Annotated in this window: 13 protein-coding genes; 9 read left to right on the top strand and 4 right to left on the bottom strand. The window is 54.7% G+C overall.

All coding sequences use genetic code 11. The features are described from left to right. The first annotated feature begins 183 nt into the window (after positions 1 to 183). The 6 genes from NH8B_RS13650 to NH8B_RS13630 are packed head-to-tail and all read left to right on the top strand — an operon-like array spanning position 184 to position 6,202. Positions 184 to 1,044 (top strand): GTPase, encoded by an 861-nt coding sequence (locus NH8B_RS13650; protein WP_014087826.1) that lies wholly within the window; start codon positions 184 to 186, stop codon positions 1,042 to 1,044. A 17-nt stretch (positions 1,045 to 1,061) separates the two neighbouring features. Continuing rightward, positions 1,062 to 1,613 carry a hypothetical protein gene (locus NH8B_RS13645; RefSeq protein WP_014087825.1) on the top strand — a complete coding sequence of 184 codons (552 nt, stop codon included), beginning with the start codon at positions 1,062 to 1,064 and terminating at the stop codon, positions 1,611 to 1,613. 7 nt (positions 1,614 to 1,620) lie between these two features. Next, positions 1,621 to 3,390: a dynamin family protein gene (locus NH8B_RS13640; protein WP_014087824.1), complete on the top strand. Its 1,770-nt coding sequence runs from the start codon at positions 1,621 to 1,623 to the stop codon at positions 3,388 to 3,390. Positions 3,391 to 3,392: 2 nt separating this feature from the next. Then, positions 3,393 to 5,036: a GTPase gene (locus NH8B_RS13635; RefSeq protein ID WP_014087823.1), complete on the top strand. Its 1,644-nt coding sequence runs from the start codon at positions 3,393 to 3,395 to the stop codon at positions 5,034 to 5,036. Further along, positions 5,029 to 5,298, top strand: coding sequence for a YkgJ family cysteine cluster protein (locus tag NH8B_RS21400; RefSeq protein WP_083844260.1), 270 nt, complete (start codon positions 5,029 to 5,031; stop codon positions 5,296 to 5,298). The genes NH8B_RS13635 and NH8B_RS21400 overlap by 8 nt, the downstream gene beginning before the upstream one ends. Continuing rightward, on the top strand, positions 5,270 to 6,202 hold the full coding sequence (locus NH8B_RS13630) for an HsdM family class I SAM-dependent methyltransferase (protein WP_255345160.1): 933 nt from the start codon (positions 5,270 to 5,272) through the stop codon (positions 6,200 to 6,202). The genes NH8B_RS21400 and NH8B_RS13630 overlap by 29 nt, the downstream gene beginning before the upstream one ends. Positions 6,203 to 6,422: 220 nt before the next feature. Here the strand turns inward: NH8B_RS13630 and NH8B_RS13625 are convergent, their stop codons facing one another. Further along, positions 6,423 to 6,755: a hypothetical protein gene (locus NH8B_RS13625; RefSeq protein ID WP_148282986.1), complete on the bottom strand. Its 333-nt coding sequence runs from the start codon at positions 6,753 to 6,755 to the stop codon at positions 6,423 to 6,425. A gap of 68 nt (positions 6,756 to 6,823) precedes the next feature. Continuing rightward, a complete protein-coding gene (locus NH8B_RS13620; RefSeq protein WP_148282985.1) occupies positions 6,824 to 7,669 on the bottom strand; it encodes a hypothetical protein in 846 nt (281 codons plus the stop codon). Positions 7,670 to 7,831: 162 nt separating this feature from the next. On the opposite strand from NH8B_RS13620, the gene NH8B_RS13615 reads away from it, so the two are divergent. From NH8B_RS13615 to NH8B_RS13605, 3 genes are all read left to right on the top strand, one after another. Continuing rightward, a complete protein-coding gene (locus tag NH8B_RS13615; protein ID WP_014087819.1) occupies positions 7,832 to 8,122 on the top strand; it encodes a hypothetical protein in 291 nt (96 codons plus the stop codon). A 233-nt stretch (positions 8,123 to 8,355) separates the two neighbouring features. Then, entirely contained in the window at positions 8,356 to 9,912 is a 1,557-nt protein-coding gene (gene istA, locus NH8B_RS13610; RefSeq protein ID WP_014087818.1) for an IS21 family transposase, read from the top strand. Continuing rightward, positions 9,909 to 10,307, top strand: a complete 399-nt coding sequence (locus NH8B_RS13605; RefSeq protein WP_014087817.1) for a hypothetical protein — start codon at positions 9,909 to 9,911, stop codon at positions 10,305 to 10,307. Before istA ends, NH8B_RS13605 begins: the two co-directional genes overlap by 4 nt. A gap of 373 nt (positions 10,308 to 10,680) precedes the next feature. On the opposite strand, the gene NH8B_RS13600 is transcribed toward NH8B_RS13605, so the two are convergent. Beyond that, positions 10,681 to 11,295, bottom strand: coding sequence for a GTPase family protein (locus NH8B_RS13600; protein ID WP_014087816.1), 615 nt, complete (start codon positions 11,293 to 11,295; stop codon positions 10,681 to 10,683). Between the two features lie 85 nt (positions 11,296 to 11,380). Continuing rightward, positions 11,381 to 12,040, bottom strand: coding sequence for a hypothetical protein (locus NH8B_RS13595; protein WP_014087815.1), 660 nt, complete (start codon positions 12,038 to 12,040; stop codon positions 11,381 to 11,383). Positions 12,041 to 12,099 lie beyond the last annotated feature (59 nt).

Here is a 12,099-nt window from a genome sequence, read left to right as displayed (position 1 = left end):
ACTCCTGCTTTTCTAAACACTCTTGATCAGTTGGAAAAAATGAGTTTACCAGCCCCAAGTCACAGTGCAGCCCGTTACTGTGAGAGTCAGGGGCTCAAGGTTACTGAGCTTTTGGTCAGGATGACAATTCACTCCGCCCATCACATTCACCGCTAGCGCCGTCAACTCCCCGCAAGGATTTTTATGACAAAAAAATCAATCATTGAGCAATTGGAAACTAATTGCCATGACTTCCTGCAGGAAGCCTCTCCCAGGTCCAAACCAGTCATTGCTGCCTGGGGATTGGTCAAGGCAGGGAAAAGCTCGCTACTCAATATGCTGTCCGGTCATATTGAGAATGAGTTCTTCAAGACTGGCGCAGTGCGCACCACCAGGCTCAATCAGGAGCTAGAGACAGACCATTATTTTCTGATGGATACACCGGGGCTCGGCATCGACCAGGCAGACAGCCGGCATGCATACAGCGGGCTGGACAACGCGGATGTGGTTCTCTTTGTCCATGCCCCTCCAGGTGAGTTGGATCAGGAGGAGATGGAGTTGCTGACGCAGGTCAAAGCGACCTACGCCGAGAATACCGAACAACGCTTGGTACTGGTATTGAGTCAACTGGACAAGGACCAGGACGGAGTACTGGAGAGTGTCCGTCAGCGCATTCTCGAGCAGCTGCAGGAAAGCCTCGGCATTCAACCCCAATGCTTCCTAGTGTCTAACAGACGCTATCACAAAGGCTCCGCCCAAGCGAAGCAGTCGATGATCGACAGTAGTGGTATTCCTCAGTTGACCACGCATCTCGACGCGCTCGTTCAGGGGATTAGCAACCAGTTGGAAAGCGTCCGCGCCAGCCGTCGGGTGGCACGCAAGGCAGAGCTCTTGACGAAGCTCGAACGGGCCATAGCGGCCGAACAACAACAAGTCGCTCGCCTGCAGCAGCCATATGTGACCAAAGTGAGGGCCTTCAACCGGATGATGACGGAGCTGCGCAAGAACTTTGCCACGCGAACGGCGGAAATCACCGCTGTTCAGAATGAACTCGACAACCTCTGAGAAAAGGAAGTTTCCCTATGCCCTTACCCTGGCTTATCGGTGCCGCCGTGGTCGCCGCTGCCGCGGCTGTGGTCAAAGCCGTCAACGATGACGACAGTTCTTCCTCATACGACTCTGGAGATGCTGAGCGCCGCAGGCAGGAGAGAGAGGCTCGTCTCCAGCGAGAGCGCGACAGCCTTACCACCAAGGTAAAGAATCTCAAGAAAGACAGTCTGATAGAGGCCCACGAACTACTCGCGCGCTCGGCGGAAGCCTTGGTACCGCTCCCGAGAAAGACGGCAATGCTCAGCACATCCAAACTCGAGAACGCCTTTATGGCCAAGCTTCAATCGGACTCGACATATGCCCGGGGTCTGGACGAGATTCTTCGTATGCCGGAGCACCTCCGGAAGGACTTTATGCAGAATGAGCGAAGCGAGTTCATGGTTAACCTGCAGATGCTGGAAAAACTGTATGACCTCATCCCCTTCGGTAGTGAAGAACAACGTGACCTCGACGCTCTCAAAGAGGTCCGCAGTCGCTTGGACAGGCTGCAGAATCTGAAACTGCAGCTCGAACAACAAGGATAGTGCTCCAATGCAAGAGAATTCCGTTTCCCGTGACGAGCTGATGACCTCGTTCCAGAGGCTGCAGGCGCAATTCGATCGGCAGCGCAGCGATATCCGTGACAAGGAGGACGCCTTCGATCAGGCTCGTGATAACTTCGCCGAGCGCTTGCAGAAGCGCCGCAAGGATCTAAGCCAGATGCTCGACAGCAATAACCCGCTGCGGGTGCTGGGGGACGATCTGACCCGACAGCTGGATGAAATATTCAGGGTTTGGGAAAAGCAAGTAACTGCGCGCGCCAAGGGCACTCGCTTCCGCAAGGGCTTGGGCGACTCGTTGCTGGTTTTCATTTACGGGAAGGTGAAGTCAGGCAAGAGCTCCTTGGGCAACTACATGGCTTGGGGGCACAGCGAGCCTGACGCTTTGCTTAAAGCTCACGCGGCACATCCTCCCGAATATTTTTCCACCGAGCGTACCGATGTGGCCAATGGTGATCAGGAAGGGGACGCCAAGAGGAACCGGCAGTTCCGTGTGGGAGCCACCGAAGCTACCAGCTCCATTCAGGGCTTCAGGCTGCCAGGGCTGACCTGGGTTGACTCGCCCGGTCTGCACTCGGTCAATGCCCGTAATGGGGACCTAGCCAAGGAGTATGTAGAGCATGCTGACCTGATTCTCTACACCATGAGCTCCCAAGCACCGGGACGCGCCTCCGACATGGAGGAAATTGCTGAACTATTGGCAGCCAACAAAAAGATCATGGTCCTGCTCACCGGCAGTGACACCACCGATGAAGACGAAGATGAAAACGGCGAAATCATCACCACCGTGGTGATGAAAGATCTCTCCGACCTCCGTGACCAGATTGCCTATGTGCAGAGTGAACTGAAGAAACTGGGTAATAGCGCCAGCATCCTCGCCGAAGTGCTGCCCATCTCTACCCGCTACGCCGAGCGTAATCCAGTCCCCGAGGGCATGGCCACCAGTGGAATGGGCCGGTTGTTGCACGAACTGCAGAACATTTGTCACGGCCCTGCTCTCGATATCAAGCTGAACACGCCGATGGAAAACCTGCGCAGCTCGATTCGCAGCACCACGCTTGAACTGGATGATGTCCGCAAGGTCGTTGATAAATTTTCTGCCGGCACCGCGCGTCAGGACGAAGCGCTGCAGCGCGAACTGGCCGAGTTGGGTGCCAAGGGTGCCAGCGAGATGCGCGAGCATATTCACAGGATCTTCAACACTGTTGGCAACGACAACCTTGAGGAGACGCTGCGCAAGCAGGCCGTCGAAGTGATCGCGCAACAGGCCCATGAGGCCTTGGTGCGAATTGGTGAGCAACAACAGCAGGGGCTGCGTCAGGCCTTCGACCGCAGTCGCTTGGGAAGCCTTCCCGAGTACCAAGAGATTACTGTCGAAAAGGAATACTTCAGCGGTACCCGTAAGGGAACCAAGAGTTGGTTTGGTCTAGGTGGTGCCATAGCTGGCGGTGCAGTCGGCTTCATCTTAGGCGGGCCTGCAGGAGCTGCCCTTGGCGCATCCCTTGGTGCCTCCGCCAGTACCTTTGGGCGTTCAGCCGGTGCCGAGTACAGCCGCCATCAGGTCGTGGTTGGCGATAACCGCGAAGAGCTCCGGCAGGCCGCACTGGATAACTACGCAAAGAAGCTGCCTGAACTGATTGCCGAACATGTCAACACACTTTACACGCCACTGCGTGCTGCCCTGCAGGAATACTGCAAGACACTAGATAGCGACATGACCGAGCTGAAGATCAAGCTCGAACAACTGGCCAAGGTAGATTGACGATGCAAGACACTCATCTTTCCCGTGCTTTTTCCGTATTCGATAGTATCGACGCAATCTGCGCAAAGTATAACCCCGCCGGGCTGCCCCCTATCCGTAAACTGGTTGCCGAAAAGCGTGCATCGCCCAATGCCTCGATTATGGTCTATGGCGTGTATAACGCTGGCAAAAGCACCTTAATCAATGCCCTGTTGGGTGTCGAGCGCGCCAAAGTGGCTGACCGACCAGAAACGGATAGTGTCAGCCGCTACCCTTGGCACGAGTTCGAAATCCTCGACACCCCCGGTATCGATGCACCCATCAAGCATGAGGAAGTCACCCGGGAACAGCTGTATACCGCAGACGTTGTGATATTCGTAGTCAACCCCTTGGGGGTGATCGAAGAGGCCAAAACTCTCACCACACTGCTGGAGCTTGTGGCGTGCGAGAAGAAGATTGTACTGGTGCTCAACTGCAAGAATCACCTCGAGCCTTTGGTTGCCGAACGCCTCAAGGACGAGCTTCGCCAACGCCTGCAGGAAATAGCCCTTGAGCGTGAAATGTCTCCTGTGCTGCAGGCCATTCCAATCCTAGAGGTAAATGCCAAGAGCGCTTTGAAGGCCAAGTTGGAAGGCAAGGAAAATCTCTTGGCCAAATCCGGCCTACCAGTTCTCGAACGGGATCTCTACAAGTTCCTAGGCTCAATCCAGCGAAGCGAATTGGTTGCCTCTTTTATCTCTCGGCTGAACAGCTTCATCGACGATACTATCAACCTACTAGATGAGAACGGCAACTCGGACAGCATTGCAGCTATCGACCACTTCTACGCAGAACTGGCCCAACGCGAGGTTAATTTGCGGGCCTGCCTCAAGTCTCTGGCAGAAGCAAAGGCAACGTTTATTGAACAGCGAGCTTTCAACGCCATTTCCAGCGATCCGGACTGCGCCCAAGAGCGGATTGAGCAACTGATCCAGAATGCCGGCAACGAGATTCTGTCCGAACTGGAAATGGAGATGCACTGGTTGGCGAGCGACGCCTCTCGGTTGCTGAACGAAGTACTCGAACAAATTCAGGCAGAAGCTAAGCTGCACACCCCTAGAACGGGGTCGTTCTCCATGGAAGAGGAAGGCGCGGTACCTTTGACAGGCACTAAGGGTTCCAGTATCGATTTTACCCAGCTGGAAACCGGGGTCCGCCAGATGGGTTCCCTTATCAAATCCGAGCATGTGGTGAGCGCCCTGAAATTTGGGAAGGATATGTTGCCGAGCGTGTTCAAGGGAATCGGCCCGGTAACAATGGGTAAAATCGGTGAGAAGGTAGTGGGCAAGGTGGTTCCGGCCATCGGATTGGCCATCCAAGCCTGCCAAGTTCTCTACTCCCTTTTCAGCAAGGATCCCGAGGAAAAGCGCCTGGAGGAAGAGGCGCATCTGCGCGCTCAGCAGGAAGAGCGGCGGAATCAACTGATCCGCGAGATGAGCGAGGATGTTGCGTGGGAGTTCAAGAATGCCATCATTGGCGTGGTGGATGAGAACATCCGCAGCAACTTCACCGAGATCAACAGCAGGCTGCGTGACATTCGGGGAGGTTTCTCTGACGCGCAGAGAGAACTTAGCGAAGACCGTGCTGTGCTGGTGCGAGCCCGGGCAATACTGCAACCCTATGTCTGATGGCCCACACAACTTTCCCTGCAACCAGTGCGGTGAGTGTTGCAGGCGCGTTGATCTGTTAGCGGAAACTGCTAGCCTAGATCGTGGAGATGGAGTCTGTCAGCATTTCGATGATGGTCTCAAGCGCTGCCGAATCTACCGGCAGCGCCCGGATATTTGCAGGGTCGATAGGCAATACGAACTGCACTACCGATTAATCATGACATGGGAGACTTTTGTCGAGCTAAACCAGAGTGCTTGCAAGGCCCTGCAATCAAGCTGATCCGAAGAGTCTGTTGTGCCTCGCTAGCAGCACAGCATACTGCCAGCACATCGACCATGACATGTTCTACGGCTTCGATTTCGACGCCACCATGCTGCGCATCGCCAGCATGAACCTGATCATGCACGGCGTTGCCTCACCCGACATCCACTATCAGGACACCCTCAGCCAGGGGGTTGCCGAAAAACGCCCGCAGGCCGCCAAGAGCAGCTTCGACCTAATCCTTGCCAATCCGCCTTTCAAGGGCCGCCTGGACGAACAGGACGTGTCGCCCGACATCCTGCGCGTGGTGAAAACCAAGAAAACCGAGCTGCTGTTCATCGGCCTCATCTTGCGCATGCTCAAAACCGGCGGGCGTTCGGCCTCCATCGTGCCGGACGGCGTGCTGTTCAGCTCCTCCAAGGCTCACGTGCAACTGCGCAAGCACCTGATCGAAGACAACCAGCTCGAAGCCGTCATCTCGCTGCCCAGCGGCGTGTTCAAACCCTACGCCGGTGTCTCCACCTCCATCATCATCTTCAGCAAGGGCGGCAGCACCGACGAAGTGTTCTTCTACGACATGCACGCCGACGGCTACTCGCTGGACGACAAGCGCCAGCCGGTCAAGGACAACGACATCCCGGACATCCTCGCGCAGTACCAGCGCTGGTGCGACCGCGACGGCGATTTCTCGGGTCGCACGCAGCAGGCCTTCGGCGTACCGAAGGGCGATCTGGTCGCGCAGAACTACGACCTGTCGATCAATCGCTATAAACAGCAGGTGTACGAAGCCGAACAGCACGAAAACGGGCGGGTGCAAGCATGCCAGAGAGCTTCAGTTGGCTTTTGTCAGAGGCGGGCAAGTCAGAATTTGCTTCGATCAAGGAGTTTCTTACTGGGCATCCCCCAGCCGAGATGTATTTGACTTCCATGCCAGTATTGCCCGGCAAGTTGATGCTGTGGCTAACATGACGGGGAATGTTTTTGGACATGCTGCTCACGGCACGCTGGTTTTTATTAAATTTCTTTGATGTAGCTGGAAGGTTTGCTTGGCCATAGGCAAAGTGGAAGTGCGTTGAAACCAAAAAAAGAAATCCCGCACTAGTACAGCATAGAGGGCAAGGCTGTGGCCTTGCCCTCTATGCCTACCAGTTGAACAGCTTGTCCAGCCAGCTCTCCACTTTGCTGGAGACCACCGACCAGCCTTCGCGCAGGATGGTGGTGGCGGTTTCCTTGATGGCTTCCCATAGTCCTTTGCTTGCCGTCTGGTAGGCCTTCCCAGAAATGTAGTCAGGGTTGGCCTCTCGTGCGATGGCCCACTTTTTTTGATTGGGCAGCAAGGTAACGATCTGCTCGACCAGGCAGGTCAGGCCATAGCTCTCTTCTGCCGATGTGGCACAGATGTGGTCGAGGGCGATGTCAAAGTGAGTATTCGCATGAATACAGTCACACGTTCGCATCCCAATGCTGACATCCAATCGCACTCCAAAACCGACTTCCAATCGCATTCCAAAGCCAGCATCAACTCGCACCGAATACCGTCAGCCTAACTATCGGCAACGCTGACTAGCGGAATCTGGAAGTACTTCTTGAATCGCTGCTCATATAGGCCGGTCAGTGCTTGCAGGGCATAGAATGTTGGCATTCTTCGGTCGCGTTGCGAGTCATGCTTATCCCGCACGCGCTCGGCGATCCCCTCCAAGTGATACGACGCAAAAACGTAGTCATAGTTGGACAGATCCACACGCCGCCCCTCGAACTCGGCCAAGCTGAACACTCGCTGCACGTAGAGCTGAAACATTCTTTCCGCGACCCCGTATTGGTCAAAGTATGTTCCCAGCAGCAGTACCCGGAAGATGCTGCAGGTGTAGAGCCAAACCAATTCATGTTTGCCCTCCTCGTGGTGTAGGCGCAAAAGGAGTGTCAGCGCCGCCAGGCTATCCAGACTGGCCCGGCGCTCAAGCGCGCCAAGCGTATGTCGGCTCGCACCACCGACAATCGCGTTGTACGGCCCAAGCATAATTGCCTGTATTTCATGATCGAGCTGGCGCACCCATGTCATTGCATGTTTATGGATGGGACCAGCCGTTCGCAACACCGTCCAAATCGGGTGATACAGCACCCAGCTTGACCTTGATACAACCCTCTCTGCCTGTAACGCCAGCGTCCTGCTTGGGACATGCGCCCCCCTTGAGTAGCCCAGAAACTTGTTGTTCTTGATGGGGGCCTCGCTGACATCGTGCGACAGCGTATTGGGAGCGATCACATGCTGCACCTTTCGTGGTGCATCCGTTTCTAGATGGTTGCTCAAGCACCGGAACCACCAAATAGTGCGGATTGCATCAACTTCCGCATCCCGACGGGCTGCACGTTTTTTGGTTTTCTCTGGCATGAAGGTATTAAACGAAATCGGTATGTTTCATTAAATTCAACAGCTTACATTACAATCTGGCAAGCAAAAAGAGCAACTTTAAGCGTAAAGGTATAGGTTTCGCGCCAAGCGAACGGTTGATAGCATCCGGCCATTACCAGCATGACTGCACGTAACTGAGAAATGACCAAATCCAAAAGTGAAGAGCAGCTAGCGGCGTTGCTTGAGCAAGATCTGTTGAGCAAGCATTGCCCGATGATGACAGGTGAGGATCTAAGTGCCGCGCTGGGGTATCCGTCCCAAGACGCGTTTCGGCAGGCAGTCGCACGCAAGACGATACCCATTCCGATCTTCGGCATTGAGAAGCGACGCGGGAAGTTTGCGCTGACCAAGGATGTGGCGGCGTGGCTTGCTGCACAGCACGCACGTGCTATTGAACCATCGTCCCCGCCAAAGGAAGGAGAAATCCCATGAGTTAACGCCAGCGGAGGGCCAAAGTGAAAAGGGCCTGCGAGTTCCCGCTCGCAAGCCCCTGTACAGCTTTGAATGCACAATTCAGCGCTGAGTATCTTTTACCCCTCTTCCCCCTGTCAATACTGAACCCGCCTTGGGAGGTTTCGTCACGTCTGTTTGATGTGCGAAGCCCCCAAGGTGTCGAGCCTGTTGTTTCTCAAAAGGCTGACCATATGGCTAACAGGAGGATCGACATGCGGCATATCCGCGATGTCCTCATTTATCTTTTTGACCGAAGACTTTCCAAGCAACAAGCTGCCGCCGTTGCCGGCATCCATCGCTCTACCGTCACGGAATACCTGGAGCGCTTCACGAAGGCCGGCTTGACCTGGCCGCTACCGGCCGACCTGGACGACAGCACGCTGGAGCATCTGCTGTTCCCGGTACTGAATGCCCAAAAACGAGTTGCCGTCGCCATCGACTTTGCCAGCATCCATGCGGAAATGCGGAAGCGTGGGGCCACGCTCTCCATATTGCATGCTGAGTGGTTGGAGCAAGCGCCAGCAGATCAACAGCTTGGGTATTCGCAATTTTGCAGACAATATGGTGCTTACAAGCGATCACTGCGTATCTCGATGCGACGTGCCGAAGTGTATGGCGAAACCGCCTATGTTGATTACTCTGGCATGACGATTGGCATTACTAATCCGGTCACTGGAGAAATCCGCACGGCACAGGTGTTTATCGGCGTCCTGGGGGGCTCGAACTACACCTATTGTGAAGTCACCTGGACGCAACGTTCTCGCGACTGGATCTCCTCACACATCAGGATGTTCGAGTATTTTGGCGGCGCTTCTCGCGTCATCGTACCGGACAATTTGAAAGCCGCTGTTACCAAGGCGGATCGGATTTCCCCGGTGCTGAACGAAACCTATAACGCGATGTGCCGGTACTATGGTGCAGTACCATTCCCTGCGCGCTCTCGTCGTCCGCAGGACAAGGCCCGTGCTGAGGGTGGGGTTCTGCTGGCCCAGCGGTGGATTTTATTTCGCCTGCGCAAGCACAAATTCTTCTCCCTGGAAGACGCCAACCGAGAAGTCCGGTCCTTACTCCACAAACTGAATCATAAGTCCTTCCAAAAACTGGCCGGTAGTCGTTATTCCCGTTGGATGGAGCACGAGCTACCAACGCTTTTGCCACTGCCGGTGGCACCCTATGAGTACGCCGAATGGGGCAAGGTCCGCGCTGGCCTCGACTACTTAGTGAAGGTCGACAGCCATTACTACAGCGTGCCCTACGAACTTCGTGGCAAGGAGGTCGAATACCGGCTGACCGATAAAGCCTTGGAATTGATCGTCAAGGGTCGATCCGTTGTGACTCATCAACGCAGCTATGCCGCCGAGCAAGTAACGATACTGGACGCGCATCGCCACCCTGCACACAAAGCCGTTCAGCAATGGAGCGAGGAGGAGGCACTGTCATGGGCAGGCAGTATTGGGCCTAACACACAAACGGTACTCCGCATTCAGCTCACCAAGGCTATCGGTTATCACATGGGATATCGCATCACCCAAGCCATGAAGTCATTGGCAAAGATACATGGGGATACTCGTCTGGAAGAGGCTTGTGCCTATGCACTCCCTCACAAGATTACCAAGATGCCCGATTTGCGAAGCATCCTGGACAAAAAGTTGGATCGATTGTTTTCTCCAGATCCCCACAGCAAATCCATTCCAGATAATGAACACGAGAACATCCGCGGTGCCTCGTATTACGAGCGCCTGCTGGGCAAGGAAGAAACACAAGCATGATGAACAATCTGACTATTGATAAGCTACAAACGCTAAAACTGTTTGGCATGGCCGATGAGCTTGGGCGGCAGCTGATGACACCGAGTGCCAACGAGCTGCCAGAGCCGCAACTTCACAGGATGATACGCGAACTGCCCCGGCAACAGGATGAAGGCGTAAACGAAATCATTGACCTCGCAGTAGGCATCGAAGCTGTCGATGACACCCACTCGTTCATTGAGCTCATCGTCCAGACACTCAATGTGCAACGTCCAGTGGGCCTGAACGCCATTGCAAAAGTTGCCGCCCTGTCACCATCATGGGAGCCCTACGTTGCAGAACTACGAGAGTGGCTTGTAGCTCGACGACCTAATCTCATTGAAGACATGGGTGCGATGGCGCCAGCCGTAGCCTGACAACGCTTGATCGGGAATCATGACACTGCGGCGTCACCGTCAAGTAACTGCTTTCCTGCAGCTCATTACGCTTGTGCCTAATTTCACAATGTGTCGAAAGTGATTATTGCCAATGTTTGAAAGCTGCCCTTCGGCAGCAAGTCAAGGGAAATGGCAGATATGTGGCCATGAGCGGTTGCTCAGGGTAGATGATAGGGTAGACCGCTCAGGCCGAAGAGTGCACAGCAAAGATAACAGGCGGTGATTCAGAGCCGAGTGGCGGCATTCCCACGCGAATGCGTTGCGGATTTGAAATGCGTGATGATGATGCCCTTCAGGTGCGAAGGCATGCTGGTTATGAAGTAAGAATTACTGGCGGAATTCATGCGAATACTCATTCAAAGGTTTGCGAGAGCTGAATCTGTTTGCGGCTCAAATTGCTTTGCTGGGTGCTACCCGGCAGGTGTCGTTCATGGTCCCACTCTCCACAGGGTGCCACTTTGTCGACCTGGCTGATCACGAACAGTACCGGGATGTCTCGGCCAGCAAGGTAGGGGCGGATGACGCTGTTGAACACCTGCTGGTCGATGGCCAGTGCCCGGTCATCGGCTTTGACCACCCACAGGATCAGATCCAGTTCCGGTAGCAGACGCTGATACAGCTCGGTGTATTCCTGATCCCGGCCGATGCTTTCACCGACACCAGGTACGTCAATCAGCGCTATGCCTTTTCCGTTTTTATACGCCAGGGTGTATTCCTGTGGGTAACGAGTGCAGGCGGCAATGTCATCAACTTCGGCGATATCCTGGCCGAACAGGGCATTGCACAGGCTGGACTTGCCACCACCGGTTTTGCCCATGATGCCGACTACGGCCTGATAGTTGACCAGCTCTTCGATACGCGCCTGCAGTTCTTCACGTTGAGCCTGGGTAAAGGCCTGACCATGCAGGTTCAGGGTGTTGCTGAAGTAGGAAAGCAGCTGCTTTCCACACAGAATGGGTAAGAACATAACAATCTCCGTGTCTGGAAACGACAGCGCCCATCCCGTTGGTACGGAGATGGGCGCTGTTCATGAGGCCGGTTGTGATGGTGGCTTACTGCCCGGCCATCCAGCCGTTGTCGGTCTTGATCATGGAAAGGGTGTCCTGGAAAGGTGCATCCACATCGCCGGCATACTGTTCGACTGGGTCCTGGCGCTGATAAAGCTGGTCCATGATCCGTTGCGGCATGGAAGGGCAGGTCTGCATCATCTTCTGTTCCATAACAGCCTTGGCTCCGCTTGGTAGCCTGGCCAGATACTCATCGCCCTGAGATTGTGGCGAGTGCACATAGTCGTCATATGCTTTGTAGCTATCAGGAAATTCACGCCAGAAGTCATAATCAGATTTCCCGGGGTTGGCCGCGGACCAGCTGTCTTTCTTGCTGTCGTACTCCTTTTTGAATGCCTGGGCTTGGGCAACTTTCTCTTGCGCCTCAGCCAGCTCCTTGGCATAGCCATCCTTTGCATAGGCCTTGATCTCATCCGTCGGTGAGACCCTGACGGTGTACTTCACTTGAACCAGGTAGCTGCCGTCATTCTGCGGAATGCCATTCACCCGTTCAAAGTCACGGATGCTGATGTGCTCACAGGGAAAGCGGCTTTCGATGGCTTTCTGGGCTTCCCTGGCAGAGGGAGCATCCGAGTTACAGCCGGTCAGCATGATCCCGGCCAGCACGAGGACGGGCAGGGTGATCAGTATCTGTTTCGATTTCATACAACTTCCTTTCTTAAGCATTTCGTCATCCTGTGTCGTCTAATTTCAACCTAATAAGT

It is taken from the genome of Pseudogulbenkiania sp. NH8B (assembly GCF_000283535.1).
GTDB lineage: Bacteria > Pseudomonadota > Gammaproteobacteria > Burkholderiales > Chromobacteriaceae > Pseudogulbenkiania > Pseudogulbenkiania ferrooxidans.
The sequence above is the reverse complement of the archived record's forward strand: the minus strand, read 5'-3'. Positions and strand labels throughout refer to the sequence as shown.

What these genes read in the sequence shown, in the direction of transcription:
- NH8B_RS13650 (WP_014087826.1), top strand. Translation starts at nt 184, where the DNA reads ATGACAAAAAAATCAATCATTGAGCAATTGGAAACTAATTGCCATGAC.
- NH8B_RS21400 (WP_083844260.1), top strand. Translation starts at nt 5,029, where the DNA reads ATGTCTGATGGCCCACACAACTTTCCCTGCAACCAGTGCGGTGAGTGT.
- NH8B_RS13645 (WP_014087825.1), top strand. Translation starts at nt 1,062, where the DNA reads ATGCCCTTACCCTGGCTTATCGGTGCCGCCGTGGTCGCCGCTGCCGCG.
- NH8B_RS13620 (WP_148282985.1), bottom strand. Translation starts at nt 7,669, where the DNA reads ATGCCAGAGAAAACCAAAAAACGTGCAGCCCGTCGGGATGCGGAAGTT.
- NH8B_RS13600 (WP_014087816.1), bottom strand. Translation starts at nt 11,295, where the DNA reads ATGTTCTTACCCATTCTGTGTGGAAAGCAGCTGCTTTCCTACTTCAGC.
- NH8B_RS13635 (WP_014087823.1), top strand. Translation starts at nt 3,393, where the DNA reads ATGCAAGACACTCATCTTTCCCGTGCTTTTTCCGTATTCGATAGTATC.
- NH8B_RS13595 (WP_014087815.1), bottom strand. Translation starts at nt 12,040, where the DNA reads ATGAAATCGAAACAGATACTGATCACCCTGCCCGTCCTCGTGCTGGCC.
- istA (WP_014087818.1), top strand. Translation starts at nt 8,356, where the DNA reads ATGCGGCATATCCGCGATGTCCTCATTTATCTTTTTGACCGAAGACTT.
- NH8B_RS13605 (WP_014087817.1), top strand. Translation starts at nt 9,909, where the DNA reads ATGATGAACAATCTGACTATTGATAAGCTACAAACGCTAAAACTGTTT.
- NH8B_RS13640 (WP_014087824.1), top strand. Translation starts at nt 1,621, where the DNA reads ATGCAAGAGAATTCCGTTTCCCGTGACGAGCTGATGACCTCGTTCCAG.
- NH8B_RS13615 (WP_014087819.1), top strand. Translation starts at nt 7,832, where the DNA reads ATGACCAAATCCAAAAGTGAAGAGCAGCTAGCGGCGTTGCTTGAGCAA.